This is a genomic window from Ralstonia sp. AU12-08, from assembly GCF_000442475.1.
GTDB lineage: Bacteria > Pseudomonadota > Gammaproteobacteria > Burkholderiales > Burkholderiaceae > Ralstonia > Ralstonia insidiosa.
On sequence record NZ_ASZV01000016.1, the window covers coordinates 108408 to 135384 of the forward strand.

General features: G+C 62.9%; 25 protein-coding genes. 17 read left to right on the top strand and 8 right to left on the bottom strand.

Translation table 11 applies throughout. The features are described from left to right. Positions 1–81: 81 nt before the first annotated feature. The gene (locus C404_RS40340) at positions 82–993 is read right to left on the bottom strand and encodes a LysR family transcriptional regulator (protein WP_021194456.1); all 912 of its coding nucleotides are present in this window, start codon (positions 991–993) and stop codon (positions 82–84) included. Positions 994–1103: 110 nt separating this feature from the next. On the opposite strand from C404_RS40340, the gene C404_RS40345 reads away from it, so the two are divergent. From C404_RS40345 to C404_RS40390, 11 genes are all read left to right on the top strand, one after another. Next, positions 1104–2213 (top strand): muconate/chloromuconate family cycloisomerase, encoded by a 1110-nt coding sequence (locus C404_RS40345; protein WP_021194457.1) that lies wholly within the window; start codon positions 1104–1106, stop codon positions 2211–2213. 39 nt (positions 2214–2252) lie between these two features. Next, positions 2253–2543, top strand: coding sequence for a muconolactone Delta-isomerase (gene catC / locus C404_RS40350; RefSeq protein ID WP_021194458.1), 291 nt, complete (start codon positions 2253–2255; stop codon positions 2541–2543). 44 nt (positions 2544–2587) lie between these two features. Then, entirely contained in the window at positions 2588–3523 is a 936-nt protein-coding gene (gene catA / locus C404_RS40355) for a catechol 1,2-dioxygenase (protein WP_021194459.1), read from the top strand. A 28-nt stretch (positions 3524–3551) separates the two neighbouring features. Continuing rightward, positions 3552–4910: a Rieske 2Fe-2S domain-containing protein gene (locus C404_RS40360; protein WP_021194460.1), complete on the top strand. Its 1359-nt coding sequence runs from the start codon at positions 3552–3554 to the stop codon at positions 4908–4910. Then, positions 4907–5395, top strand: a complete 489-nt coding sequence (benB, locus tag C404_RS40365) for a benzoate 1,2-dioxygenase small subunit (protein WP_021194461.1) — start codon at positions 4907–4909, stop codon at positions 5393–5395. Before C404_RS40360 ends, benB begins: the two co-directional genes overlap by 4 nt. Positions 5396–5443: 48 nt before the next feature. After that, entirely contained in the window at positions 5444–6472 is a 1029-nt protein-coding gene (gene benC / locus C404_RS40370; protein WP_021194462.1) for a benzoate 1,2-dioxygenase electron transfer component BenC, read from the top strand. Then, a complete protein-coding gene (locus C404_RS40375; RefSeq protein ID WP_021194463.1) occupies positions 6469–7251 on the top strand; it encodes a 1,6-dihydroxycyclohexa-2,4-diene-1-carboxylate dehydrogenase in 783 nt (260 codons plus the stop codon). Before benC ends, C404_RS40375 begins: the two co-directional genes overlap by 4 nt. 664 nt (positions 7252–7915) lie before the next feature. Continuing rightward, complete coding sequence (locus C404_RS40380; protein ID WP_031329236.1) at positions 7916–8596, top strand: response regulator transcription factor; 681 nt, start codon at positions 7916–7918, stop codon at positions 8594–8596. Continuing rightward, entirely contained in the window at positions 8593–9123 is a 531-nt protein-coding gene (locus C404_RS58840; RefSeq protein ID WP_021194465.1) for a DUF4019 domain-containing protein, read from the top strand. The genes C404_RS40380 and C404_RS58840 overlap by 4 nt, the downstream gene beginning before the upstream one ends. Positions 9124–9655: 532 nt before the next feature. Further along, entirely contained in the window at positions 9656–15379 is a 5724-nt protein-coding gene (locus tag C404_RS59925) for a hypothetical protein (RefSeq protein WP_160170174.1), read from the top strand. Positions 15380–15422: 43 nt separating this feature from the next. Further along, on the top strand, positions 15423–16112 hold the full coding sequence (locus tag C404_RS40390) for an OmpA family protein (protein ID WP_031329240.1): 690 nt from the start codon (positions 15423–15425) through the stop codon (positions 16110–16112). Positions 16113–16218: 106 nt separating this feature from the next. On the opposite strand, the gene C404_RS60450 is transcribed toward C404_RS40390, so the two are convergent. Both C404_RS60450 and C404_RS40395 read right to left on the bottom strand, forming a co-directional pair. After that, a complete protein-coding gene (locus C404_RS60450) occupies positions 16219–16386 on the bottom strand; it encodes a hypothetical protein (RefSeq protein WP_021194468.1) in 168 nt (55 codons plus the stop codon). Between the two features lie 116 nt (positions 16387–16502). Further along, positions 16503–17642, bottom strand: a complete 1140-nt coding sequence (locus C404_RS40395) for an agmatine deiminase family protein (RefSeq protein ID WP_031329242.1) — start codon at positions 17640–17642, stop codon at positions 16503–16505. A gap of 105 nt (positions 17643–17747) precedes the next feature. On the opposite strand from C404_RS40395, the gene C404_RS40400 reads away from it, so the two are divergent. The 5 genes from C404_RS40400 to C404_RS40420 all read left to right on the top strand — a co-directional run bounded on the left by C404_RS40400 (position 17748) and on the right by C404_RS40420 (position 22814). Beyond that, positions 17748–18653, top strand: coding sequence for a LysR family transcriptional regulator (locus C404_RS40400; RefSeq protein WP_031329243.1), 906 nt, complete (start codon positions 17748–17750; stop codon positions 18651–18653). Between the two features lie 227 nt (positions 18654–18880). Beyond that, a complete protein-coding gene (bioA, locus tag C404_RS40405) occupies positions 18881–20299 on the top strand; it encodes an adenosylmethionine--8-amino-7-oxononanoate transaminase (protein WP_021194471.1) in 1419 nt (472 codons plus the stop codon). Then, positions 20286–21536 carry an 8-amino-7-oxononanoate synthase gene (bioF, locus tag C404_RS40410; protein WP_021194472.1) on the top strand — a complete coding sequence of 417 codons (1251 nt, stop codon included), beginning with the start codon at positions 20286–20288 and terminating at the stop codon, positions 21534–21536. The genes bioA and bioF overlap by 14 nt, the downstream gene beginning before the upstream one ends. Before the next feature lies 1 nt (position 21537). After that, positions 21538–22239: a dethiobiotin synthase gene (gene bioD, locus C404_RS40415; RefSeq protein ID WP_021194473.1), complete on the top strand. Its 702-nt coding sequence runs from the start codon at positions 21538–21540 to the stop codon at positions 22237–22239. Positions 22240–22295: 56 nt separating this feature from the next. Further along, entirely contained in the window at positions 22296–22814 is a 519-nt protein-coding gene (locus C404_RS40420; RefSeq protein WP_031329245.1) for a hypothetical protein, read from the top strand. Between the two features lies 1 nt (position 22815). Here the strand turns inward: C404_RS40420 and C404_RS40425 are convergent, their stop codons facing one another. Next, positions 22816–23271 carry a DUF417 family protein gene (locus C404_RS40425; protein ID WP_021194475.1) on the bottom strand — a complete coding sequence of 152 codons (456 nt, stop codon included), beginning with the start codon at positions 23269–23271 and terminating at the stop codon, positions 22816–22818. A 332-nt stretch (positions 23272–23603) separates the two neighbouring features. Here C404_RS40425 and C404_RS40430 point away from each other — a divergent pair, with 332 nt between their 5' ends. Continuing rightward, on the top strand, positions 23604–24128 hold the full coding sequence (locus C404_RS40430; RefSeq protein WP_021194476.1) for a hypothetical protein: 525 nt from the start codon (positions 23604–23606) through the stop codon (positions 24126–24128). On the opposite strand, the gene C404_RS40435 is transcribed toward C404_RS40430, so the two are convergent. From C404_RS40435 to C404_RS40450, 4 genes are all read right to left on the bottom strand, one after another. Next, positions 24097–24969, bottom strand: coding sequence for a DUF817 domain-containing protein (locus C404_RS40435; protein WP_031329246.1), 873 nt, complete (start codon positions 24967–24969; stop codon positions 24097–24099). The two genes, C404_RS40430 and C404_RS40435, sit on opposite strands and share 32 nt — an antisense overlap. Beyond that, positions 24970–25179 (bottom strand): DUF1653 domain-containing protein, encoded by a 210-nt coding sequence (locus C404_RS40440; protein ID WP_021194478.1) that lies wholly within the window; start codon positions 25177–25179, stop codon positions 24970–24972. Positions 25180–25193: 14 nt separating this feature from the next. After that, positions 25194–25541 carry a hypothetical protein gene (locus C404_RS40445; RefSeq protein ID WP_021194479.1) on the bottom strand — a complete coding sequence of 116 codons (348 nt, stop codon included), beginning with the start codon at positions 25539–25541 and terminating at the stop codon, positions 25194–25196. An 87-nt stretch (positions 25542–25628) separates the two neighbouring features. Beyond that, entirely contained in the window at positions 25629–26879 is a 1251-nt protein-coding gene (locus C404_RS40450) for a multidrug effflux MFS transporter (protein WP_021194480.1), read from the bottom strand. Between the last annotated feature and the right edge of the window lie 98 nt (positions 26880–26977).

Consider the following 26977-nt stretch of genomic DNA (forward strand, 5'->3'; position numbering starts at 1 on the left):
CAATCTAGCCCATGCGGCCGTCGTGTCCAGTCCACCGACGTGCCTGCGCGTGTGTAACTTTGCGCGCCCGTATTGCAAGGCTTACGTCGGCCGGTAGTGCGGAATCTTCTGCTCTTCGTACAGCCGGTAGGTCAGGTTCAGCATGGCCTGGATGTCTTCCGACTCATCCAGCAGGCGCGTGCTGAAGATAATGGGCGAGACCAGTTGCGGGTCGTCCAGTTCCATATAACTGACATCTTCGCGCTGCAGACCGGCCACGCTGCGCGGCACCACCGATACACCTTCGCCCGCGGCAACCAGCCCGAGGGCGATTTGCAATTCCCGTGCCTCGTAGATCTTGGCCGGCTCCAGGGCACGGTCATGGAACAGCGCGAGCACCTGGTCGGCATAGCTCGGGCGCGGCGCACGGGGGTAGATGATGAGCGTCTCGCCCACCAGATCGCGCAGCGAGACCGCCGGTTTGGTCTCAAGCAACGCGTGCCCCGAGGGCAAGGCAACGATCAGGCGCTCATCGCGCAGCAGGATGCGTCGCACGTTCGGGTCTTCATAGCGGATACGGCCGAAACCCACGTCGATGCGGCCGTCCTTGAGCGCCTGGATCTGGTCCATGGTGGTCATCTCGTGCATGGTGAGATCGACCATCGGGTACTCCGCCCGAAAGCGCCGGATGACCTTCGGCAGCATCCCGTACAGCGTCGAGGCTACAAAGCCGATCGACATGCGCCGCTCGATCTGGCCGACGCGCTGCGTCATGGAGGCCAGTTCGGCCGTCTGCGCCAACAATTGGCGCGCGTGTGCATGGAAGAAGCGGCCGGCTTCCGTCAGCTTGAGCGGACGGCTGCCGCGCTCGAACAGCAGCACGCCGATCTCCTCTTCGAGTTGCTGAATCTGCCGGCTCAAGGGCGGCTGGGCGATGTGCAGGCGCTCAGCCGCGCGGGTGAAGTTCAGCTCTTCGGCAACGGCGACGAAGTAGCGCAGGTGGCGCAGTTCCATATCCAACCTTATAGGTATGAAGCTGATACTAAATCGGTGTTGGACGCAGTAAATCTCGCTGCGTAATCTGGTTTCCACGTTGAACGCAGTTCCTCTGATACCTGGAAAACATGATTCGCTCGATCGAGGCCATTCTAGTGGATGTGCCCACCATCCGTCCGCACAAGCTCTCCGTCGCCACCATGCATACGCAGACGCTCGTCCTCGTGCATGTGTGCTGCGAAGACGGCATCGAAGGCTGGGGCGAGGCCACCACCATCGGCGGCCTCAACTACGGCGAAGAGAGCCCCGAGAGCATCAAGGTCAACATCGACACGCATATCGCGCCGCTGCTGATCGGCATGGATGCGCGAAACGTGGCGGCTGCGATGGCCAAAGTGCGCAAGACCATCCAGGGCAACCGCTTTGCCAAGTGCGCGCTGGAAACGGCGTTGCTCGATGCCCAGGCGCGCCGGCTGAACGTGCCACTGTCGGAACTGCTGGGCGGCCGCCTGCGTGATGCGCTGCCGGTGGCCTGGACACTCGCCAGCGGCGACACGATCAAGGACATTGCCGAGGCAGAAAAAATGCTGGCCGAGCGCCGCCACCGCATCTTCAAACTGAAGATTGGCCTGCGCCCCGTGGCCGACGATGTGGCACACGTGCTGGCCATCAAGCGCGCACTGGGTGATGCCGTGAGCGTGCGCGTGGATGTCAACCAGGCCTGGAGCGAACTCGATGCCGCCAACGGCATTGCCGCACTGCAAGCCGGCGGCATCGACCTGATCGAACAACCGGTGCGAGCTGAAAACCGCGCCGCGCTGGAGCGCCTCGCCCGCCAGTTCGCTGTGCCGATGATGGCCGATGAGGCACTGCACGGCCCGTTGGACGCCTTCGAGCTGGCCTGCAACGCCAGCGCCGATGTGTTCGCCGTGAAGATCGCGCAGTCCGGCGGCCTGGTCCCGGCCATGCAGGTGGCGGCCATCGCACAGCTTGCGGGCATCAGCCTCTACGGCGGAACGATGCTCGAAGGCGCGGTTGGCACGGCTGCCTCGGCACACGTGTTTTCTACCTTCGGCGATCTGCAGTTCGGCACCGAGTTGTTCGGCCCCTTGTTGCTCACGCAAGAACTGCTGACCGAGCCGCTGCAGTACCGCGACTTTATGTTGCAGGTGCCCACCGGCCCCGGCCTGGGCATCCAGATCGACCGCGACAAGCTCGCGCGCCTACGCCGCCAATAACAACAACCAAGACGAAGACCACCCACCAAGGAGACCACGATGCTGTTCCACGTCCGCATGGATGTCCGCCTGCCGCCTGACATGCCCGCCGATGTCGCCAACGAGATCAAGACGCGCGAAAAGGCCTACTCGCAGGAGCTGCAGCGCAGCGGCAAGTGGCGCCACATCTGGCGCCTGGTCGGCGAGTACGCGAACGTCAGCATCTTCGACGTGCAGAGCAACGCCGAACTGCACGACATCCTGACCGCGTTGCCGTTGTTTCCGTACATGCAGATTGCCGTGACACCGCTGTGCCGTCACCCGTCGTCAGTGCACGGCGACGACGCCTGAGTACCCCAGACATTGCCCCCAAAAAACCAGTGGAGACACCCATCATGAGCGTGACCGTATTCGAAACGAAAGACGTGCAGGACCTGCTAAAGGCTGCTACCAACCTGGATGGCAAGGAGGGCAACGCCCGCCTGAAGCAGATCACCCACCGTCTGCTGGCCGATCTGTTCAAGGCCATCGACGATCTCGACATCACGCCGGATGAAGTCTGGGCGGGCATCAACTACCTGAACAAGCTTGGCCAGGACGGCGAGGCAGCACTGCTTGCCGCCGGCGTGGGCCTGGAGAAGTACCTCGACATCCGCATGGACGCTGCGGACGCCGCGCTTGGCCTCAACGGCGGGACGCCGCGCACGATCGAAGGTCCGCTGTACGTGGCGGGCGCGACGGTGCGCGATGGCGTGTCCCGCATCGACGTTGATCCGGACCCGGCCGCGGGCCCGCTGATCATTCATGGCACGGTGACTGGCCCGGACGGCAAGCCGGTGGCCGGCGCCCTGGTCGAGTGCTGGCATGCGAACTCGAACGGCTTCTACTCGCACTTCGACCCGACCGGTGCGCAAAGCCCGTTCAACCTGCGCGGCGCAGTCCGCACCGGTGCTGATGGCAAGTACGAATTCCGCACGCTCATGCCCGTGGGCTACGGTTGCCCGCCGCAAGGCGCGACCCAGCAACTGCTGAACGGGCTGGCCCGCCACGGCAATCGCCCGGCGCACGTGCACTTCTTCGTGTCGAGCGATGGCCACCGCAAGCTGACGACGCAATTCAACATCGAAGGCGATCCGCTGATCTGGGACGACTTCGCCTACGCCACCCGCGAAGAGCTGATTCCGCTCGTGGTCGAGAAAACCGGCGGCGCCGCGCTCGACCTGAAGACCGATGCGTACAAGGACATCGAATTCAACGTCGTGCTGACGCCGCTGGTGCAGGGCAAGGACAACCAGCGCGTGAACCGCCTGCGCGCTTCGGCCGAGGTCTGAGACCTTAGAACGCTAAGTGGAGACGACCATGTCCGCCTTGATCGACAAAGCCAACGAACTGGATCACCTGCTCTCAACCGCGGTGGTGGATGACGAAGAGGCGGGCGTTTTCCGTTGCCGCCGAGACATCTTCACCAACCCCGATCTGTTCGAACTGGAGATGAAGCACATCTTCGAGAACAACTGGGTCTACCTGGCGCACGAAAGCCAGATTCCGAACAACAACGACTACTACACCACGTGGATCGGTCGCCAGCCGATCGTTATCACCCGCGACAAGACGGGTGAGCTGAACGCAGTCATCAACGCCTGCGCACACAAGGGCGCGATGCTGTGCCGCCGTAAGCACGGCAACAAAGGCAGCTTCACGTGCCCGTTCCACGGCTGGACGTTCTCCAACACCGGCAAGCTGCTCAAGGTGAAGGACGAAAAGACCACCGAGTATCCGGTGCAGTTCAACACGCATGGCTCGCATGATCTGCGCAAGGTCGCGCGGTTCGAGAACTATCGCGGCTTTCTGTTCGGCAGCCTCAATGCCGATGTGCTGCCGCTCGAAACCTACCTGGGTGAAGCGCGGGTCATCATCGACCAGATCGTCGACCAGGCGCCGGAAGGCTTGGAAGTCCTGCGCGGCAACTCTACGTATGTCTATGACGGCAACTGGAAGATGCAGATGGAGAACGGCTGCGACGGCTACCACGTGAGCACCGTGCACTGGAACTACGCCGCCACGATGGGCCGGCGCAAGGAGGGTGGCACCCAGGCGGTGGATGCGAACGGCTGGAGCAAGTCGGTGGCAGGCGTCTATGGGTTCGAGCACGGCCACATCCTGCTGTGGACCCAGACGATGAACCCCGAAGTGCGGCCCGTCTATGCGCACCGTGAAGAGATCAAGGCGCGCGTGGGCGAAATCCAGACGGACTTCATCGTCAATCAGACCCGCAACCTGTGTGTGTATCCGAACGTATTCCTGATGGATCAGTTCAGCACGCAGATTCGCGTGGTGCGGCCGATCAGCGTCGACAAGACGGAAGTCTCGATCTTCTGCTTCGCGCCGAAGGGCGAGAGCGCAACCGACCGTGCAACGCGCATCCGCCAGTACGAGGATTTCTTCAACGTCACCGGCATGGGCACGGCGGACGACCTGGAAGAATTCCGCGCCTGCCAGAACGGCTATGCCGGCACGACCACCCTGTGGAACGACCTGTCACGCGGTGCGCCGCTGTGGGTGCATGGCCCCGATGAGAACGCCACCAAGATGGGCCTGAAGCCACGCATCTCCGGCGAGCGCAGTGAAGACGAAGGCCTGTTCGTCTGCCAGCACGAATACTGGGTGCAAGTCATGCGCGATGCACTGAAGAAAGAATGCGAAGGGGTGCCAGCATGAGCGCCGATTACCAGAACATCTGCGCGGCCCTGTACCGCGAGGCGCGGCTGCTCGACGACCGCCAGTGGGACGCGTGGCTGGACTGCTATGCGGAAGACGTCACCTACTGGATGCCGGCATGGGATGACGACGACCAGTTGACCGACGACCCGCAGAGCGAGATATCGCTGATGTACTACGCCAATCGCTGCGGACTGGAGGATCGCGTCTTCCGCATCAAGACCGAGCGCAGCGGCGCATCCACGCCGGAGCCGAGAACCAGCCACTGCATTACCAACGTGGAAATCCTGGCCGAACGCGACGGTGAAGTCGACGTGCGCTACAACTTCCACACGCTCAGCCACCGGTACAAGGCCACCGACCACTTCTTCGGCACGATGTTCGTCACCCTGCGCCGCAATGGTGATGACTTCCTGATTGCATCCAAGAAGATCGTCCTGAAGAACGACTACATCCGACAGGTGCTCGACGTCTATCACGTCTGAGATCGCACCCACGTATAGGTCACGCACAAGAGGCAGCGGAGGTATCCCATGTCCAGTTTCACAGTTGCACTGAATTTCGAGGACGGCGTCACGCGGTTCATCGATTGCAAGGCGGGCGAGAAGGTGCTCGATGCCGCTTTTCGCGCCAAGATCAACCTGCCGATGGATTGCTCCGATGGCGTCTGCGGCACGTGCAAGTGCCGTGCCGAAAGCGGCAGCTACGACCTCGGTGACGACTACATCGAAGACGCCCTGACCGAGGATGAGAAGAACACCGGCCTCGTCCTGACGTGCCAGATGGTGCCGCAAAGCGATTGCGTGATCGCGGTGCCGACTACCTCGACCTCGTGCAAGACCGGGCAAAGCAGCTTCGGGGCGACGCTGTCCAAAGTCGAGCAGCACAACGATGCCGCCGTCGTGCTCGAATTGGATGTCGATGCGACTGCGCCGGTGTTCCTGCCTGGCCAGTACGTCAACATTGGCGTGCCCGGCAGCGGCCAGCACCGTTCGTATTCGTTCTCTTCGGCGCCCGGTGAAACGAAGATCAGCTTCCTGATCAAGAAGATCCCCGGCGGCGTGATGAGCAACTGGCTCGAAACCGCACAGCCGGGCGACAAGCTCGATCTGCAGGGCCCGCTGGGCAGCTTCTATCTGCGTGATGTGCAGCGCCCGTTGTTGTTCCTGGCTGGCGGCACGGGCCTCGCGCCGTTCCTGTCGATGCTCGAGGTGCTGGCGCGCGCCAACTCGCAGCAGAAGGTGCATCTGATCTACGGCGTGACGCGTGACCTTGACCTCGTGCAGGTCGAGGCCATCCATGCCTACGCGGCGCGGTTGCCGAATTTCAGCTACGCCACCGTCGTTGCCGATGCCGCGTCGAGCCATCCGCGCAAGGGTTGGGTGACGCAGCACATCCCAGCCGACGCGCTGAACGATGGTGACGTGGATGTCTATCTGTGTGGGCCGCCGCCGATGGTCGATGCCGTGCGCAAATACTTCGACGACGCAGGTGTGAAACCCAACAGCTTCCACTACGAGAAGTTCACGCCCAACGCGGTACCAAACGCAAAGGCGGCATGAGCATGCAACGATTCTCAGGCAAGGTCGTCGTCGTGACCGGCGCGGCGCAGGGTATTGGGCGTGGCGTGGCACTGGCTGCCGCAGAAGAGGGCGCCAAGGTGCTGCTGGTGGACCGCGCCGAACTGGTCTACGAAGTGCAAGCCGAAATCGCCACAGCCGGCGGGCAGGCGCACGCTGTCACGGCGGATCTGGAAACCTACGCCGGCGCCCAGCACGCCGTGCAGACCGCACTCGACACCTTCGGTCGCATCGACGTGCTCATCAACAACGTTGGCGGCACGATCTGGGCCAAGCCGTATCAGCACTACGAAGAAGGGCAGATCGAGGCGGAGATTCGTCGCTCGCTGTTCCCGACACTGTGGTGTTGCCGCGCGGTGCTGCCGCACATGGTGGAGCGCAAGCAGGGCGTGATCGTGAATGTGTCGTCGATTGCCACGCGCGGTATCTACCGGATTCCGTATTCGGCGGCCAAGGGCGGCGTGAATGCGCTCACGGCCAGTCTGGCGTTGGAGCACGCGGACGACAACATCCGCGTCAACGCCGTCGCCACGGGCGGCACCGAGGCACCACCGCGCAAGATCCCGCGCAACGCGGCGCCCATGTCGGAGCAGGAAACCGTCTGGTACCAGGGCATCGTCGACCAGACCCTTGCCAGCAGCCTGATGCACCGCTACGGCACGATCGACGAGCAGGTGCGGGCCATCCTCTTTCTCGCGTCGGACGAAGCCTCCTATATCACCGGGACGGTGCTGCCGGTTGGCGGCGGAGACCTGGGCTAGTCAGGGACACACTTCAGCCCCGGTGGGTAACGATAAAAAAAACGCCAAGCGGGCACGCCGCTTGGCGCTGCACAACGTGGCATGAATGGACATTCATGCGACGGGGAACCGAACTGCTAAAAGGGGGGTGAGGCAGCAGTTCGATTCGTTCAGGTTAAGCATTGCAATTGTGAGGAAAGCAAGGCTTTGTCAAATGCCGCGGCCTATTCGCTGACGACCCGCAGTGTCCTGCTATGCCTTATCTCAATGTCGAATGCGTTACCACGGTCGTGATATCCAAGATTGGTTCACATTGTGATTGTTTTTTATCTGCGGCGATACCAATGGTTCAGTAGCGCCTCCGCATGCCATCCATCTGGGTTCTCATGAGGCCTGATCTCACAATGGCTTCATGGGAGTGATCGAATAGGCATTTGCGCAAACATCTTCCGATGAAAAGCTGACACCGCCACCGGTTTCAAACGGTCGCCTGACCATGGATGAAACAAGGGCGCCAGGATCTTGCAATTGTTTGGAATTTCACCGCGATAGGCATGCTATTTCTAGCCTTGTCACGTTGCTTCAACAAGGAATTTTCCTGAAAAAGAAAGCGGCTGACTGGTGCTGTACATAGTATCGATTATTAAAAATAAATAACGATATCTAAGTCAACGGGGAAGTAGCAATGCGGATCGCTGTATTGGAAGACGATCCTGGATTTCTTTCGCTGATGGAATCAGTGATTGATCGTCTAGGGCATGTTTGCGTTTCATTCTCAGACGGCATGCAGATATTCAAGAATCTGCAGCGCGAGTCTTATGATCTCTTGATTCTTGACTGGCATGTTCCAAGAATGTCAGGGATGGAGATACTGCTTTGGCTGAGGCAGAAAAAAGAAGATCGAACGCCCGTTGCTTTCGTAACAAGCGCGGCGTTCGAGTCGGAGATCGTGGCCGCCCTGCGTCAGGGTGCAGATGACTACATCATCAAGCCGATCAGCGCCGCTGTCCTCGAGGCTCGAATCGAAGCCATCTTGAGACGGCTGTATCAAGAAGAGGCAGCGAGCACGCTCGAGTTGGGAGCGTTCAAGTTCGACAACGCACGTCGTGTTGCCTTTGTGGAAGGTCGGGAGATCAAGCTCACAAGCAAGGAGTACGAGCTTGCCTACAAGCTTTTCTCCCGCAAGGGAAAGCTCCTGACGCGAGACTATCTGGTGAGCGCAATCTGGGGCGAGTCCTATGCGGGGGAGTCCCGCACGCTGGACACACATATCTCGCAGATCCGGCTGAAGCTGGGACTGAACCCAGGAAACGGCGTGAAACTGATCTCGGTGTACGGGGCCGGGTACCGACTGGAGAGCGCATGACGCGTGATGGGTGGGCTTTTCGGAGCGGTCTCCTTGCTCTTGGCATGCTGATATCGGCGACGGTGCAGGCACAGGTACAGGCGGCGCCTGGAACGTCTGCCGACGAAATCCTGCAGCTGGCGGATCGCATTGTTGGCCAGCTGGAGATGGGGCAATACGGCGCCGTCTGGGACGGGGCCGCACCCTTGGTTCGAGCGGTTGTCAGCAAAGAGGCGTTCGTCCAGCAGATGCAAGCCACCCACCGAGACGATGGCGGGATACTGGATCATGGTTGGGCATCCATCGTTCGTATCGAATATAAGAATGATCGCGATATTCCGGACGGCCTCTATGCCAATGTCGATTACGCCGCGCACCTGAAAAAGGGGGGTATTACCTATAAGTTACTGAGTTTTCGAGCGGAGTCGGATGGGCAATGGCATTTTGTCGGCGACTCTGAGCGGATGGGTTCAAACGGAATCCCAACGCGACCAGCAATTTTCTCGTTATCGCCGCTTTCCTCCAGCGGCCGCAGTCCAGCGCCCTGAGGCGATTTCCGCGGCCAGCATGTCTAGATAGCCGCCGGGCCTTTGTGCGCCTCAGTTCTCAACATCTTTTCTTTCGAGTCGACGAATCCGCCTGTCGATGGCTTCACATTTTCTACATTTTTGCGTTGAGAAAGCCGTAAAGTGAATCACTCTGCCGATATTTGACATTGCATCACAGTTGCTTGTGAAAGCTTTGCATTGAAAGCGCTTCCCCTTATTACATTTGCTTCAAGAATGCGAATGCCACCCGCTCCGATGAAATCGGAGGCACGTCACATACGGCAGCCGAGCATTCAACAAGAAAAGCAGAACGACGCATTTTTATCGCGCCGCTTCTGAGTAATGCGCTTTTTGGGGAAGTGAAGTGAACCTGATCTATAAGACAAAACACAGCGCCGTCAGAAACCTGACGGTTGTGGTGGCAGAGACATGTTGCGGCGGAGGCAAGACCGGCACGGCACGGGGTAAGACCGTTGGTGCGCGTGTCTTGCAGGCAGGCGGGGGTCGGCACAGGAAGTCCGCCATCGCGTTGGTGCTGGCGACTCTGCTTGGCGGCACCGCCCATGCCCAGTACACGAATGGCACGTTCGGCACGGCAACGGGCACCGCTGTGGCCATCGGCAGCGGTACCGGCGCGAATGCCGCCAGTGCATCGGGTGCGGCTTCTGTTGCCATCGGCAGCGGCGCGGCAGCCACGGGCGGCTCGACGAGTGCTGGCGCCATCGCCATCGGCAGCGCAAAGGCCGGTACATCAGGCACGGCGTTTCAGAACGGTGCCATCGCCATCGGGCAGGGTGCGCAGGCGTTGAGCAGCAACCCCAATGGCGGCACATCGCCGATTGCCATCGGCGCGACCTCCAATGCGAACGGCACGGGTTCTCAAGTCGCCATCGGTGACCAGGCAGTGGCGACGGGCGTCGATGCGATCGGGATCGGCGGACATGCGAATGCCGCCGGCGTAAAAGCGACCGGCAATGAATCCACCGCAATCGGCCAGTCTTCCGCCGCCACGAATACAGGTTCCGTGGCGCTGGGCTATTCCGCCACTTCGTCCGGTGTTGGCTCGGTGGCGTTGGGCGGCAACGGTACGGTTGGCTCCAGTGCCACGGGCAATGCGTCGTTTGCCGTGGGCGGTGGCGCTTCGGCCGCAACGGCGGGCGCAATTGCAGTGGGCTCCGCTGGCGCGGGTGGCGTGGCTGCGGGAGGCGCTGGCGCGCAGGCGAAGTCGGGTGTGGGTGTGATTGCGATCGGTGCCGGCGGCACGGGTGGTTCGGCCGCGGGCGCGACCGGAGGCGCAGGTGCCGCGGCAACCGGCTCGGGCTCCATTGCGCTCGGTGATGGTGGAGCAGGGGGTTCTGCAGCTGCAGGCTCGGGCGGTGCAGGCGCCGTGGCAAGCGGCACAAGCGCGATCGCTATTGGCTCGGGTACGGCTGGGTCTACAACTGCAGGCTTGGCCGGGGCGTCGGCCACGGGCAGCAGTGCCATTGCCATTGGTGCGGGCTCTTCGAGTGCGGGGGCAGGCGCATCGGCACTTGGTACATCGGCATCCGCTGTCGGGGGGAATAGTGTTGCCCTGGGCAACGGGGCGGTTGCCAACTTTACGAAGGATGTGGCACTGGGTTCGGGTTCCTCCACGGCTGCCGCTGTGAGCACCGCAAGCGTGACCGTGGCAGGCACGACCTATGCCGTGGCGGGCACCAGCCCGACCAGCACGGTGAGCGTGGGCACCGCAGGTGGGGAACGCACCCTCACCAATGTCGCAGCAGGCCGCGTCAGCGCCACCAGCACGGATGCCGTCAACGGCTCGGAACTCTACGCTACCAATCAGGCGATCGCTGCTGTCAATACGGTTGCCAACAAGGGCTGGAACGTGACGACAGCCCAGACGGGTACCGGCACGGCCAGCGGTACCTCCGTGACCAATGTGGCACCGGGTGGCACCGCGACGTTCACCGCAGGCAACAACGTCGCCATCACGCAGAACGGCGCAAACATCACGCTGGCAACCAGCATGACGCCAACGTTCACCAGCGTGACAACCGGCAACAGCGTGCTGAACACCAATGGTCTGACGATTGCTGGTGGCCCGAGTGTCACCAGTGCGGGCATCAACGGTGGTGGCTTAGCCGTGACCAATATCGCGCCCGGCGTGAATGGCACGGATGCCGTGGACATGAACCAACTCAACGCGGTCAGCACGGTTGCGAACAAAGGCTGGAATGTGACGACGGCCCAGACGAGTACCGGCACGGCCAGCGGCACCTCTGTGACCAATGTCGCACCGGGTGGCACGGCGACGTTCACGGCAGGCAACAACGTCGCCATCACGCAAAACGGCTCGAACATCACGCTGGCAACGAGCATGACGCCAACGTTCACCAGCGTAACGACTGGCAACTCGACGTTGAACAACGGCGGTCTGACGATCACTGGCGGGCCGAGTGTGACCAGCACAGGCATCAACGGTGGTGGCTTAGCCGTGACCAATATCGCGCCCGGCGTGAATGGCACGGATGCGGTTGACGTCAACCAGTTGAATGCGGTCAGCGCGGTTGCGAACAAGGGGTGGAACGTGACGACTGCCCAGACGGGTACCGGCACGGCCAGCGGCACCTCTGTGACCAATGTCGCACCGGGCGGCACGGCAACGTTCACCGCAGGCAACAACGTCGCCATCACGCAGAACGGCTCGAACATCACGCTGGCAACCAGCATGACACCAACGTTCACCAGCGTGACGACCGGCAACAGTGTGCTCAACACCAATGGCCTGACCATCATCGGCGGCCCGAGTGTCACGAGCGCCGGCATCAACGGCGGCGGCCACGCCATCACCAACATTGCGCCCGGTGTGAATGGCACTGACGCGGTCGACGTGAACCAGCTCAACTCCGCCGTGCAGGGTGCGGGTGCAGGGTGGGGCGTCAGTGCGCAGGGCACAAATGCGACTACGGTGTCGTCGGCAAGCCCGACGGGCGCCACTGTTGACCTGAACAACACCGACGGCAACATCGTCGTGAGCAAGTCGAAGACGAGCAACAACGTCAGCTTCAATTTGGCGCCCAGCGTCAACGTCGCCAATAGCTTGACCGTTGGCCCGGCCGCCAGCGGCACAACCATCACGTCGACGGGCGTGACGACCAACGGCGGCACGGGCCCGAGCCTGACCACCACAGGCATCAACGCTGCCAACACCGTCATCACCAACGTGGCAGCGGGCACAGCCCCGACCGATGCGGTGAACGTGAGCCAGCTGACGCCAGCCGTCAATGCACTAGGCGGTGGCGCAACCATCAATGCCAACGGTACGGTCACTGGCCCCACATACAACGTGTACGGCACGACACAGACGACCGTCGGTGGCGCTGTCAATGCGTTGCAAGCCGGCTCGCCTGTGCAGTACACCGCCGCACCGGGCAGCACGACGCCGAATGCGCCGGGCACCGCGCCGACCAACAGCGTGACGCTGGTGGGCGCAGGCGGCGCGGGTGCCAATACCGCACCGGTTTCGCTGACCAACCTGGCAGCCGGCACCATCAGCAGCACCAGCACGGATGCCATCAACGGCAGTCAGCTCAACCAGATGGGCAATACGGTGGCCAATGCGCTGGGTGGTACGTCCACGTACAACGCGACCACAAACACCATCAACACCGGCCTGACCGTGGGCGGCAACACCTACAACAACGTGCAAGGCGCGTTGACGGCGGCAGCCTCGGGTTGGAACGTGAGCGCTCAGGGCGCTAACGCTACCAACGTAGGCCCGAACAGCACCACCGGGAGCAACGTTGACCTGAACAACACGGACGGCAATATCGTCGTGAGCAAGTCGTCGACGAGCAACAACGTCAGCTTCAATCTGGCGAACAACGTCAATGTGGCAAGCAGCGTGACGGTGGGGCCGTCGGCCAGTGGTACAACCATCACGTCGACGGGCGTGACGACCAACGGCGGCACGGGCCCGAGCCTGACCACCACAGGCATCAACGCCGCCAACACCGTCATCACCAACGTGGCGGCCGGTACAGCCCCGACCGATGCGGTGAATGTCAGCCAGCTCAACGCCGTAAATGCGACGGCCGGTGCCGGCTGGAATGTCAGTGCACAAGGTGCGAACGCCACCAACGTGGGCCCGAACAGCGCAACCGGCAGCACCGTTGACCTCAAAAACACGGACGGCAATATCGTCGTGAGCAAGTCGTCGACGAGCAACAACGTCAGCTTCAATCTGGCGAACAACGTCAACGTGGCCGGCAGCGTGACGGTGGGGCCGGCTGCCAGCGGCACGAGCGTCACCTCGACAGGCGTGACCACCAATGGTGGGAGTGGCCCGAGCCTGACCATCACCGGCATCAATGCAGCCAACACCGTCATCACCAACGTGGCGGCCGGTACAGCCCCGACCGATGCGGTGAATGTCAGCCAGCTCAACGCCGTAAATGCGACGGCCGGTGCCGGTTGGAATGTCAGTGCACAAGGTGCGAACGCCACCAACGTGGGCCCGAACAGCGCCACCGGCAGCACCGTTGACCTCAAAAACACGGACGGCAACGTCGTGGTGAGCAAGTCAGCGACGAGCAACAACGTCACCTTCAACCTGGCCAACAACGTCAACGTGGCCGGCAGCGTGACGGTGGGGCCGGCTGCCAGCGGCACGAGCATCACCTCCACAGGCGTGACCACCAATGGTGGTAGCGGCCCGAGCCTGACCATCACCGGCATCAATGCAGCCAACACCGTCATCACCAACGTGGCGAAGGGGCAGGTTTCCGCGACCAGCACGGATGCCGTCAACGGCTCGCAGCTCTATGCGACCAACCAGACGATCAACAATCTTGTCAGTTCCGTGGCAAATGGCGGTGTGGGGCCGGTGCAATACAGCACTCCGTCTTCGCCCACGACGCCCAATGGTGGTAAGCCATCGCAAGACCTGACGCTGGTGGGCGCAGCAACCGGGCCGGTGACATTGCACAACGTGGCCCCCGGCGTCGCGCAGACCGATGCCGTGAACGTCGGCCAACTCGGTAGTGCCGTGGCTGGCCTGGGCGGCGGGGCATCCATCAACCCGTCGACCGGCGCGGTCACAGGGCCGACCTACACCGTCAGCAACGCCAACGGTACAACGTCCACCGTCAATAACGTGGGTGCGGCGCTGGACGCCATCAACAGCACGGGCATCAAGTACTTCCACGCCAACAGCACGGCTCCGGACAGCCAGGCATTGGGCATGGACAGTGTGGCGATCGGTCCGAATGCCATCTCCAACTATGCCGGCGACATCGCACTGGGCGCTGGCAGCGTGACTGCAGCAACGGTTGCCACGCCGTCTGCCACGATCAACGGAACGCTCTACACGTTTGCCGGTGGCGCCCCGATCAGCACGGTCAGTGTGGGCACGCCGGGTGCCGAGCGCACCATCACCAATGTGGCAGCAGGGCGGATCAACGCAAGCAGCACGGATGCGATCAACGGCTCGCAACTGAACGCCGCCGATCAGGCCATTGCCGCGCTGAGCAGCAAGGTCAACAGCCTGGGCTCGACGGTGGCAAACAACCTTGGGGGCGGTTCGAGCTACAACACGTCGACCGGCGCGGTGACATCGCCAACGTACGGCAACGCAGGGAACGGCAATGGCGGGTTAGGTAACAACGTGGGTGGAGGGACAGGGCCAGCGGCCAATGTGTCGTCAGGCCTGCAGGCTGCGGCCAACACCTGGATCACGGGCAACCCGACCACCTATACGCCGCCGCTGGCCACGGGCGCAAATAGCACGGCTGCTGGCAGCGGTGCCGTCAGCACGGGCAGCAACTCTGTTGCGCTGGGCAGCAACTCCAGCGATAGCGGGCGGGCAAACGTGGTGAGCGTGGGGGCAGCCGGCGCCGAGCGGCAGATCACCAATGTGGCTGCCGGCACGCAGAGCACAGATGCCGTCAACCTGAGCCAGCTCAACTCCGCGATCGGCCAGTCGAACGCCAACGTGACACAGCAGCTCAATGGCTTGCAGCAGAACGTCAACAACGTGGCACGCAACGCCTATGCCGGGGTTGCGGCGGCAACCGCGCTGACGATGATCCCCGACGTCGACAAGGACAAAACGCTCTCGCTCGGCATCGGCTCGGGCTTCTACCACGGTTATCAGGCCGTGGCCGTGGGTGGCACTGCACGCGTGACCGAGAACATCAAGGTTCGGGCCGGGGTCAGCACGAGCCCCGGCAACGGCACGACATTCGGCATGGGCGCGTCCATGCAGTGGTAAGCCGCATCGCCCAATCCACAGAGCTCCTCAGTACACATTCATCATGAAGACATCCGCAATTTGGGTATTGACCCTTGCCGTGCCGTTGGCCGCGTGCTCAAGCGCGTCGGGGCCAACCTTCAACGCTTATCAGGTCAACCCGCAAGACGGCGTGCCGACGTACCGCGTCGAATGCCATGGTCTGCTCCAGGGGCAGAGCGTCTGCACCGACAAGGCCAAAGAGATGTGCGGCGACCAGCCTGTACGCCCGCTGGAACCGGTGACACCGTTCGGCCGCAGTACCGATGTGCGTACATTGACCTTCCAGTGCGGGCAGGCGCCCGCCAAACCTGTCGCGGCGACGGAGCCCGCGCCGGTGCCGGCGCCAGTCGCCACACCGGTTATGGTCAAACGCCTGGATCTGGGTGGGGATGCCAATTTCGATACCGACCAGGCTACGCTCACGCCCGTGGCCAAACGCAAGCTGGACCAGCTTGTTGCTGATAGCCGTGGCATCACCTTCAAACACGGCGAGATCAGCGGCTTCACCGATTCGCGTGCCTCCGCTGCGCACAACCTTGCGCTCTCGCAGCGCCGTGCCGACAGCGCGGCGGCCTACCTGCGCGAGCATGGCCTGCAATGCGACGATTTGATCGTGCGTGGTTTCGGCAAGGACAGCCCGGTTGCCTCCAACGCCACGGCAGCAGGGCGCGCGATGAACCGCCGGGTCGAGATTCGTCTGATCCAGCCTTGACCGATAGGGTGAGTCAGCACGCTGCGGCAAAAAACAAAAACGGCGCCAATGCGCCGTTTTTTTGCGATGTGCCTTTGCGGCTGGGCTGAAAGTTCAGCCGCGGGGCTTAGCCGAGGTACGAACCCGACTTGCCAACCACTTCAGCGTACGCCAGGTTGTCATCCCAACCCTTGCGGAAATAGTTGACGACTGCGCGCAGCAGCGACGGGCGGCGAGCGGCTTGAGCTTGGGCTTGGCCGGCGAACTTCGGGGTGTAATAGGCTTGCTGGATCATGATGTTTTCTCTCGGTCTCTAGGGTTTTCCCGAGTATAGGGTTATCCCTAGGGTTGAGCAATGATGCAGCGCAACCTTTCAGTCCATTCTGAACATCACTGGAAGTAAATAATCGGTCAGGCGGGCCATTGCTGTGTGGTGCAGTGGATTCCGCCGCCCCCGGCCGCAATCGGGTCGATGTTGACCTGCACCACGCGGCGCCCCGGAAAAGCCGCCGCAATGCGCTGCTTGGCCAAGGCATCCGCCTGACTGTCGCCAAACTCGGGGATCACCACACCGCCGTTGCACACGTAGAAGTTGACGTAGCCGGCCGCAAAGTCACGGTTGTCGAAGGCCGGGCGGATTTGCTGTGGCGCCGGCAACTCAATGACGGTAAGTGGCTTGTTGTCCGCATCCGTGGCCTGACGCAGGATCTGCAGGTGCTGGCGGGTCACGGCATGGTCGTACGACGCGGGATCGGTATCGCTGGCGGCGAACACCGTGCCCGGGCGCGCAAACCGTGCATAGAAGTCGATATGGCCGTCAGTGATGTCGCGGCCGGCAATGCCCGGCAGCCAGATGATCTTGCGCAGGCCCAGCAGATTCTTGAGCGCCTGCTCGCAATCGGGCTTGGTCAGGCCCGGATTGCGGTTGCGGTTGAGCACGCAGCTTTCTGCCAGGATGGCTGTGCCGTTGCCATCCACCTCGATGGCGCCGCCCTCCAGTACCAGCTTGGTGCCGATCAAGCGGGCGTGAGTATGGCTCGCCACACCAGCCGCCACCTGGCTGTCGAGCGCGTGCACCTGTTTGCCGCCCCAGCCGCTGAAGTTGAAGTTGACGGCGCCCAATTCGCCGCGCGGGCCCTTTACGAAAACCGGGCCGGAATCGCGCATCCACAAGTCATCGAAGGCCTGCACGATCAGATTGACGCGTGAATCACATTTTTGGCGTGCCGTGGCCAGGTCATGCTCCCCGACCAGCATGTACACCGGCTCGAATTGAGCGATCGCGTTGGCGATGCGGGCGAGCGCATCCTGCACCGGCCCCTTGAGCTGGTTGCCCCAGATGGCATCCGATGCAGCAAAGGCCATCCAGGTGCCGACGTGCGGCTGAGCCTCGTCCGGCATGGTCCAGGCCTCCGAGGATGGCAGGGGCTTGGAGGCGGGCCCGTCTTCCTGCCCGATGCTTTCACCGCAGGCGCCGAGCATCGAGGCAGCCATGACGGAGTAGGCGGTGGAAATGGAGGTATGGAGGAACTGGCGTCGGGTGCGGGACATGGGAAAACGACGGGGCAAGTCATGTGTTGTTAAGTTGGCGCATTGTGCCCATGACAAGCCTTGAAAAAAATTGAGCTTTATTGCCTCTATTAATCAAGTTATCTCATGGCTAATCCAAAGATCCCTTCACTCCGCTTGCTGATGGGTTTCGAGGCGGCTGCACGCCACGGCAATTTCTCGCGCGCTGCCGATGAGCTGTGTCTGTCGCAATCGGCCGTCAGCCATCAAGTCCAGCAGTTGGAAGAGCAACTGGGGCAGCCGCTGTTCCGGCGCCTCGGCCGCGGGGTGGAGCTGACGGTGGCCGGAGAGGTACTGCAGCGCAGCGTGCAACGCTCGGTCGACACCTTGCGCAGCGGCCTGGGGCGCATTGCCACGTATCTCGACCCTGGGCTGGTGACGTTGGTCGCGCCGGCGCCGCTGCTGCGTGGCTGGCTCATGCCGCGCATCGGCGCGTTGCGCGCGGCCGTGCCGGGCCTGTGCCCCTTGTTGTCTTGCGATGAATCCGCGCGGTTCGTCGACGAGATCGACGTGGACATCGTCATAAGCGACCGGCCACTGCCGCAAGCCAGCCTGCAGCAACAGCCGTTGCTGACAGACGCCTGGGTGACTGTCGCCAGCCGCGGTGTTGCTGAACAGCTCGCGCAGGTGCCGATTGAGCGCCATCCGGAGTACACCGGGGTGGTCTGCTCGGAGCAGGATCTGACCAGCGACCAGACTGCCGCCGTATTTCGCGGGCCACTGGCTGGCTTTGCGCGGCACGCCATCTTCGATGACACCCGGCTTGTGCTCGACGCCGTTGAGCGCGGAGAGGGCATCGCCTGCCTGTCACAGACCCTGGCAGACGGAGGACTGCGCGCGGGCACCCTGGTTGCGCTGCCAGGCTATGCGCGCTCGCAGGGCGTCACTTGGTGGATGTCGCGTGTGGCAGGCGAGCCGCGGTCCCCCTATGTGGCGCAGTTCTTTGATTGGCTGGTGGCACAGGGCACCGCTAGCGCCGCAGAGGTTAACTGATTAGCGGTTAAATGTGATTCATAAATATCTTTTTTGAGGAACACAAAAGATTTTTTAACAGCGAGTTCTGCGCAGGAGGTTGAGTGTCTAGCGAAGAAGTGCGCTTCTTCTTGCTTTTACTTCTTATGTGGAGCTAATTTCATTTAACGTGTGGGCTTGTTCTTTGATCAACATGCCCCCTACCATACGCCGCCGAATCCCCCGGTTCTGTTTCGAGGAGGCCTCGTATGGCGTACCCCCCCATTCCGCATCCCAGCCTGGTTGGGGCCGACGGCGTGACCAGCGCCAACACGGCGTGGCAAGCGCGCAGCCGTGCGGCCGTCTGGCACCCGTGCACGCAAAACGCACGGCTTGATGCCATGCCGCCGCTGCCCATCGCACGCGGCCAGGGGCCGTGGCTGATCGACTTTGACGGCAAGCGCTATCTGGACGGCACCAGCTCGTGGTGGGTCAACCTGTTCGGTCACGCCAATCCGCACATCAATGCGGCACTCAAGACACAGCTTGACTCGCTGGAGCACGTGATGCTGGCCGGCGCCACGCACCGCCCGGCGGTCGAGTTGGCGGAGCGCTTGATTGACCTGACGGGCGGAGCGCTCGGCCACAGCTTCTTCGGCTCGGATGGCGCATCCGCGGTGGAAATCGCACTCAAGATGAGTTTCCATGCTCATCGGAACGCGGGGCAGGGCGCGCGCAACCGCTTCATCTGCCTGGAACACGGCTACCACGGTGAAACACTCGGCGCGCTGGGCGTGACGGACGTGGCGATCTTCCGCGATGCGTATGACCCACTGATCCTGCAATCGCACCGTGTGCCGTCACCTGACGCACGGTTGGCCGGTCCGGGCGAAACCGCCGCCGACGTGGCGGAGCGCGCGCTGGCCGCGTTGCGCGATTGCCTGAGCGCCAACGCTGGCACGATCGCCGCCGTCATCATTGAGCCGCTGGTGCAGTGCGCCGCCGGCATGGCCATGCACGACGTGAGCTACCTGCGCGGCGTGCGTGCGCTGTGCGATGCGTTTGGCGTGCACTGGATTGCGGACGAGATTGCCGTCGGCTGCGGCCGCACCGGCACCTTCTTCGCGTGCGAGCAGGCTGGCGTGTGGCCCGATCTGCTGTGCCTGTCCAAGGGCATCAGCGGGGGGTATCTGCCTCTGTCGATCGTGCTGTCGCGCGATGCCATCTACAACGCGTTCAACGACGACGCGCCGGTGCGCAGCTTCCTGCATTCGCACTCGTACACGGGCAATCCGCTGGCCTGCCGTGCAGCACTTGCCACGCTGGATCTGTTTGCGGAGGAGGACGTATTCGCCCGCAACCGCGTAACCGCCGCGCGCATCGCACAGGGGCTGGCGCCGCTGTCGCACGACGCACGATTCGCGCATCTGCGGCAGACCGGGATGATCACCGCGTTTGACGTGCACCCCGACGTGGCCGGCGCGCGCTTTGCCGAACGCTTTGCGTTGACTGCACGCACGCACGGCCTGCTGCTGCGCCCGATCGGCAATACCGTCTATCTGTTGCCGCCCTACGTGTTGACTGACGCAGAAACCGACACGCTGGTCGAGCGCACGCTGCAAACCCTGGAGGACACGCTCGCCCATGCTGGCGATGCGTACGAAGGAGAAACCTATGCGATTGCTTGACGACCTGCAGGCAGGCCTGGACGCCATTGACGCCGCCCACTTGCGTCGCGTGCGCCGCACCGCGTATAGCCCGACCGACCGCAGCCAGCGCATCAGCGTGCCGGGTGGGGAACCGCGCGACATCCTCGGCTTCTGCGGCAATGACTACCTGGGCCTCGCAGCGTATCCCTCCCTGGGCGAAGCGGTGGTGGAGGGCATACGCCAGTACGGTTTCGGCAGCGGAGCATCGTCTCTGGTCAGTGGCCATTCGATTGCGCACGCACGCCTGGAGGCGCGCATGGCGGCGCTGCAGGCACCGCACATTCCCGAGGCGGATGCGCTGGAGTTCTGCACCGGCTATATGGCCAACCTGGCCGTGGTGAGTGCCTTGGCGCAGTCTGGCGGCATCCAGCCGGCCCAAGACTGCACGATCTTCTCCGACGCGCTGAACCACGCCTCACTCATTGATGGTGCACGGTTATCGCGGGCGCCCGTTAAGGTGTATCCGCACGTCGATCTGGCTGCGCTGGAAGCGCAACTGGCCGCAAGCACGAGCCGCAACAAGCTGATCGTGACCGATGGCGTGTTCAGCATGGACGGCGACATCGCACCGCTGCCCGAACTGCTCGCGCTGGCTGAGCGCTACGACGCCTGGCTCATCGTGGACGATGCGCATGGTCTAGGCGTGCTCGGCGAGAACGGCGCGGGTGTGTTGTCGCACTTCGGGCTGCATTCGGAGCGTCTCGTTTACGTCGGCACATTCGGCAAGGCAGCGGGAGGCGCGGGCGCGGCCATCGTGGCGCACCGCATGGTGATCGACTGGCTGGTCCAGCGCGCACGCACCTATATCTTCACGACGGCCACGCCACCGGCAATCGCTTGCGCCGTGGAAGCCGCGCTGGACGTGATTGCGAGCGAGGAAGGCGCCGAACGCCGTGCGCGCCTGAACCGCCATATCGCCGTATGGAGCGCGCATGCGCAGCGCTTGGCGGCCCGCTTCGGCTGGCAGTGGATGCCATCGCCCACGGCCATTCAACCCATCGTCATCGGCGAGAACGCGCCTGCACTGGAACTGGCCGCCGCACTGGAGCGCGAAGGCATCCGCATCGCCGCCATCCGCCCACCGACGGTACCGGCCGGTACGGCGCGACTGCGCATCACGCTGTCGGCCGCGCATACTGACGACGACATCGAACGGTTGGCACAGGCGCTGGAAGCGGCCGGCCAGTCGCTGCATTCGCCTGCCAAGGCTGCCTGATATGCCACCGCGTTTCGACTGTTTCGTGACCGGCACCGATACCGAGATCGGCAAGACGCTGGTCAGTGCCGCATTGCTGACCAAGCTTGCAGATGCCGGCTACCGCAGCGCCGGCCTCAAGCCGATTGCGGCGGGAACTTTGCTTGGCAACTGCGCCGGCGCGCCAACGCGCACGAATGAAGACATCGAGCAGCTACGCGCCGCCGCTTCGGTGGATCTGCCGCTGGCAACGATTTGCCCGTGGCTGCTGGATGCACCGATGTCGCCGCACTTGGCGGCTGCGCGCGAAGGCGTAACGATTGCGCTGCCGCCCATTCTCGATGCATTCGTGCAGGCCAAGTCGCTGGCCGACGCCGTGGTGGTGGAGGGCGTAGGCGGCTTTCGCGTGCCGCTGTCCGACGACTTTGATACGGCACAAATGGCCGTGGCGCTGGGCCTGCCAGTGGTGCTGGTGGTCGGGCTGCGCCTGGGCTGCCTGAACCACGCAGCGCTGACCGCCGAGGCGATCGCCGCGCGCGGGCTGCACCTGGCGGGCTGGGTTGGCAACGTGGTCGACCCGGCTATGGCTGGCCTGGACGATAACGTCGCTACCCTGCGCCGTTGGATCGGGGCGCCGCATCTGGGCACCATTCCGCGTCTGCCGCAAGCAGATGCACGCCTTGCTGCTGCACACCTCGACACTGCACCGTTGCTTGCACGCTGAACCGCTAGCCAGCGCTACACTGTCCACCCTCGAAAGACAGGATGAAGGCGGTTGTCATGCGCGCAATGCGTTGGCTGGCGGCGATCATGATGGTGGCCACGCTGGCAGGGTGTGCCGCGTTGGAATCCCCAGTGACGAAGGGGCAGCGCCTGGTCGGCAGTGATCAATCTGCGGTGCAGGCGCAGTTTGGCCCGCCGCGTGAGTCCTACCCCCTGGATGGCGGCACGCGCTGGCTGTATCCCACGCAGCCCTATGGCCAGTTCACCTACGCGGCGGACTTCGATGCCAGCGGCAAGCTGATTGACTTCAAGCAGGTGCTGCGCAGCCTTGAGTTTGCCCAGGCGAAGATCGGCACCTGGACCCAAGACGACGTGCTGCGGCACTTTGGCAAGCCGGTCGAAACGGCGTATTTCCCCCGCATGGACCGGCTCGTCTGGTCATACCGTTTCAAGTCGGACGACGTCTGGCCATCGCTGATGCATTTCTACTTTGATCCGGCTGGCGTGCTGCAGCTCACGCAGATCACGCCCGACCCACTGTACGACCCGGATCGCCCGCGCCTTTTCCGTCGATAGGCTAAGCCAGAGCGCCGGATTGGCGCGGATGCACCAAGCCGGATTGCCACGCAGCGCCGGCTGCCCAGAGCGCGCCACCCAGCAAGACGGCGTCCTTGATGATGAACCCATCAAGACCAATGCCCGGCGTGGTAATGAGAAACGACAGCGTGCTCAACAGCGCGCCAGCGATCCCCAGGCTGCCGGCCAAGCGCACGCGCCAGTGGCCGCGCCACAGCATGGCCAGCGCCAGCGCAATTTCGGCCACGCCGATCAGGTTGGACACCCCTTGCTTGCTGAGCACGCTATAGAGCCAGGAAAACAGCGGGCTATTGCTGGTCAGCGGATAGATGGCCTCAGCCTCGACCGCCGTGAACTTGTAGGCACCGTACCCCAGAAAAATCAGTGCGACGGTATAGAAGACGATGGCTTGCCCAGCTTTCTGCAGGGCCGTCGGGGAGAACAGTTCTCGTTGCATGCAACACCTCCTGGTGGGGTTCCGTCCGATGAACGGTATTGGCAGGCGCATCCGAGAGAGCGGGCACAAGCGGCCCGGCCACCCGCTCGGACGCGAGCTATGCAGGTTGGTCGCCCAGGCATGCGATACCTGACACGTCGGTACCAATTTCCACACTTTTGATCGCGCCTGCCTGCCGTGTGCGGCAACGTGATCGTGGTTTCCACCAAGCGGTGACGGCTTGCTTGCATTGCGGCAAGCACTAAGCTGGAAGGAGGGAAAGCGAGTGCCGCCGGGCACCTGCAGAAGTCACCCGTTACCAGAACGGGCGCGCATTGTTTTGGGGGTGCATCATGCTGACGCATCGCTGGGTCGACATTGACCCGATCGAAGCAGAACACCATCCGCTATATGGCATTGCCGGCTGGCTGCCGTGGGTGCTGGCCGTTGCCATCGCGGGGCCAACGTGGGTGTTCTGGCAGGGCTTGTCGGTCGATGCGCTGCAGTTGGCCGGCGCTGATCTCTTCGATGCCAACACGCCGGGCAGTGGGGCGGTCAACCTGACCACGCTGCTTTATCTGATCTCGTGCGTCACGGTGCTGGTGTTGGCCACTACGCACGACAGCGCGTTCCGGTTGGCCACGATCGTGCACATGGCGCTGCTGCCCCCGATGATCGGGCTGATGCTGATGGCGGGCGGCGTTGCCGGTGCACGCACCACCGTGATCGATGGCGTGGTGGTGGCCGTGGCGATGTTGTTGACCTGCGGCGTCTACCTGCAACTCTCACGCCGTGTGCGCGTGACGTTCGAACTGCGCGATCGGGCGCCCGCTGAACTGGCTGATCTCAAGCACCCTCAACGGGCCGCGGCGGGTTGACCAGCGTCACCATGACGTAGCTCATGATGGTCAGCAGGAACCACGCGCCAAGCTTGGCGATCGACACCATTTCCCAGCCCCGCAGCTGGTTCGGGTAGAGCCAGGTGCGTGTGAATGTGCCGATGTTTTCTGCCAGCCAGATGAACAGCGCCACCAGCGTAAAGCCGAGCAGGAACGGCATGCGCCGGTGCACGCGGTCAATGCGGAAATGAATCCAGCAGCGGCGAAACGCCACGGCAATCAGCGCCATCAGCACGTAGCGCAAATCCCACCAGTAGTGGTGCAGGAAAAAGTTGGCGTAGATACCCAGCGAGAGCAGGGCAGTGACCACCAGCGGAGGATGGTGTGAGAACCGCAGATCAAACTCGCGCCACGCCCGCGCGATATAGCTGCCCACCGCGGCATACATGAAGCCGGTGAACAGCGGCACGCCACCAATGCGCAGCAATGACGCTTCCGGATAGATCCACGAGCCGACGGCTGTCTTGAACACCTCCATGCCCGTGCCGGCCACGTGGAACATCAGGATCACCTTGGCTTCATCCCAAGTTTCCAGTTTCAGCCAAAGCAGGGCGATCTGAATGATGACCGCGGCAATCGTTAGCGCGTCGTACCGGGCAATCGGCGCATCGGCCGGATACCAGAGGTGCGTACCGATCAGCAGGGCGACCATCAACCCGCCAAACAGACAGGCCCACGCTTGCTTGATGCCGAAGACGGCAAACTCGTGCAGCCCCGCCGCCAGTTGGCCGTGGCGCGCGGCCCAGACGCCGCTCAAGTCGCGCCAATACGTAAAGCGGGCCCGCAGGCCCGCTCGTACTGAAACGCTATCGCTCGCCATTCAGTCGATGCGCGCGAAACGCGGCACCTGACGGCCGTCGACTTCCACCATCTCGTGGAACATCGTCGACGGGCGCGTCCAGATCGTGCCGTTGGCAGCGCGATAGACCGTCATCTTGATGGAGGGATCCGGCTCGTACGTGGCCTCGCACAGCCATTCGTATTCGCCGCCCTTGTAGTGGCGGTAGCGGTGCACCGGGGTGTCTTGCATGGCGGGTTCGGTGCTCAATGTTGCGTGGGCTTGTCTTCTTCGTCCACGTACGGCACGTGCTTGCCTTCCTGCGTTTGCGCGCCGAGCTTGGCGTCTTCCATGGCGTCTTGATACGCCAGCATGGCGGCGGCCACGGCTTCGGGCTCGCCGTTGAACGAGATCACGCTCTCGCCGCAGTTCGGGCATTCGCCGCCGAAAATGGCGTGGATGCCGGGCATGTCGCGCGGCTCCATCCCTTCAAACTCGGTGAAGGCGGTCTGGCAGGCGCCGCAGACCAGCTTTTCAGGACGCAGCGCGTCCAGCCGGGATTTCGCTTGGGTAACGCGTTCGGCTTGCGTGCCGCGTCGTTTGGCTTCGCCCATGATGACCTCCCAGATCGGGTAAAAACGTTGAAGACGGGATGATACCGAAGGGCGATGCCAACAAGATGATTGCGCGGTGATGCCGGCTCAGCGTGCGGCACAGGTTGCCGCCGGCACCTCTTCGGATTGCCGTGCCAGGTGCAGCGAAAGCGGAAATGCGATGCATCCGAAAGCGGCTACGCAGGCAACAAATGCCGCCAGTGCGGAAACGGTGCCCGGCAATGCGGCAACCGTATAGATGGCTGCCGATCCGGCGGCCAGGTGCATCGCCCCCATCAGGCCCGAGGCGGCACCCGCCGTGGACGGAAAGCTCGTCACACCGCCCGCAAACGACAGCGGTATCAGTACGCCATTGGCCAGCGTGATGATGGAGATGGCAAAGATCACCGGCCAGGGCGTGCTCACGCCAACCAGCGCTACGCCGACCAGGCACACTGCGCCAAGCGCAAAGAATGCATAGCCAACGCCCAGCAGCCGATCGAGCGCATACCGGCCCGCAAAATGCCGCGACACTAGGTTGCTGAAGATGTACGTGACCGACAGGCTGATGTAGCACGTGCTGGCGGCCTTGGGCCCCAGCCCCATGTGTTCAAGAATCACGGGCGACGCTGCCAGATAGCCGAGGTAGGCCGCATAGGCGACGCATAGGTTGAGTGCGTACGTCCAGAAACGCGGCTGACGCAGCAGCATCGGGTAATTGCGGAACGTCACGAACGCGCTGCGCTGCCGGCGCGCCTGCGGCATGGTTTCCGGGATATGGAGCAGCATCAGCACGACTGCCGCGACGCCCAGGGCGGCTGTCAGCAGGAAGGGCGCGCGCCACGAGACGTAGTCCGTCAAATAGCCGCCCACCAGCGGCGCCAGTGCGGGAGATGCCCCGACAATCGGCATGATGGTGGTAAAGATGCGCGCGGCCCGCTTGGCATCGAAGATGTCGCCGATGATGGCGCGGCCGATCACCATGCCGGCCCCGGCGCCGAGCGCCTGGAACACGCGCGCCAGACCGAACAGCGCCACGCTGGGCGCCAGGGCACAGGCGATCGACGCCAGCGCATAGACCGCCATGCCGCCGATCACCAGACGCCGGCGCCCGTAGGTGTCCGACAGCGCGCCATACAGCGCTTGCGCGACCGCCAGCCCAATCACGTACACACTGAAGGTTTGCTGCAAGGCTGTGATGGGGGCATCCAGCGCCTGGGCAGCGAGCGGCATGCCCGGCAGGTTGATGTCCGAGGCAACCAGGCCGGATGCGCTCAGCAAGACGAGCGTGGTCAGCAGAATGCCTTGGGGAATCGTCAGATGCGGCGTCAGGCCGGGCCGATGTGTGGCGGTATCCATGTCAAGTCCTTTCGCAATCGGTGCGAAGTCGCGATGCGTTGACTCTATGGTCGACCATATAATGCTGTCCAAGACTGAATTTGGCAGACTTGATGCAT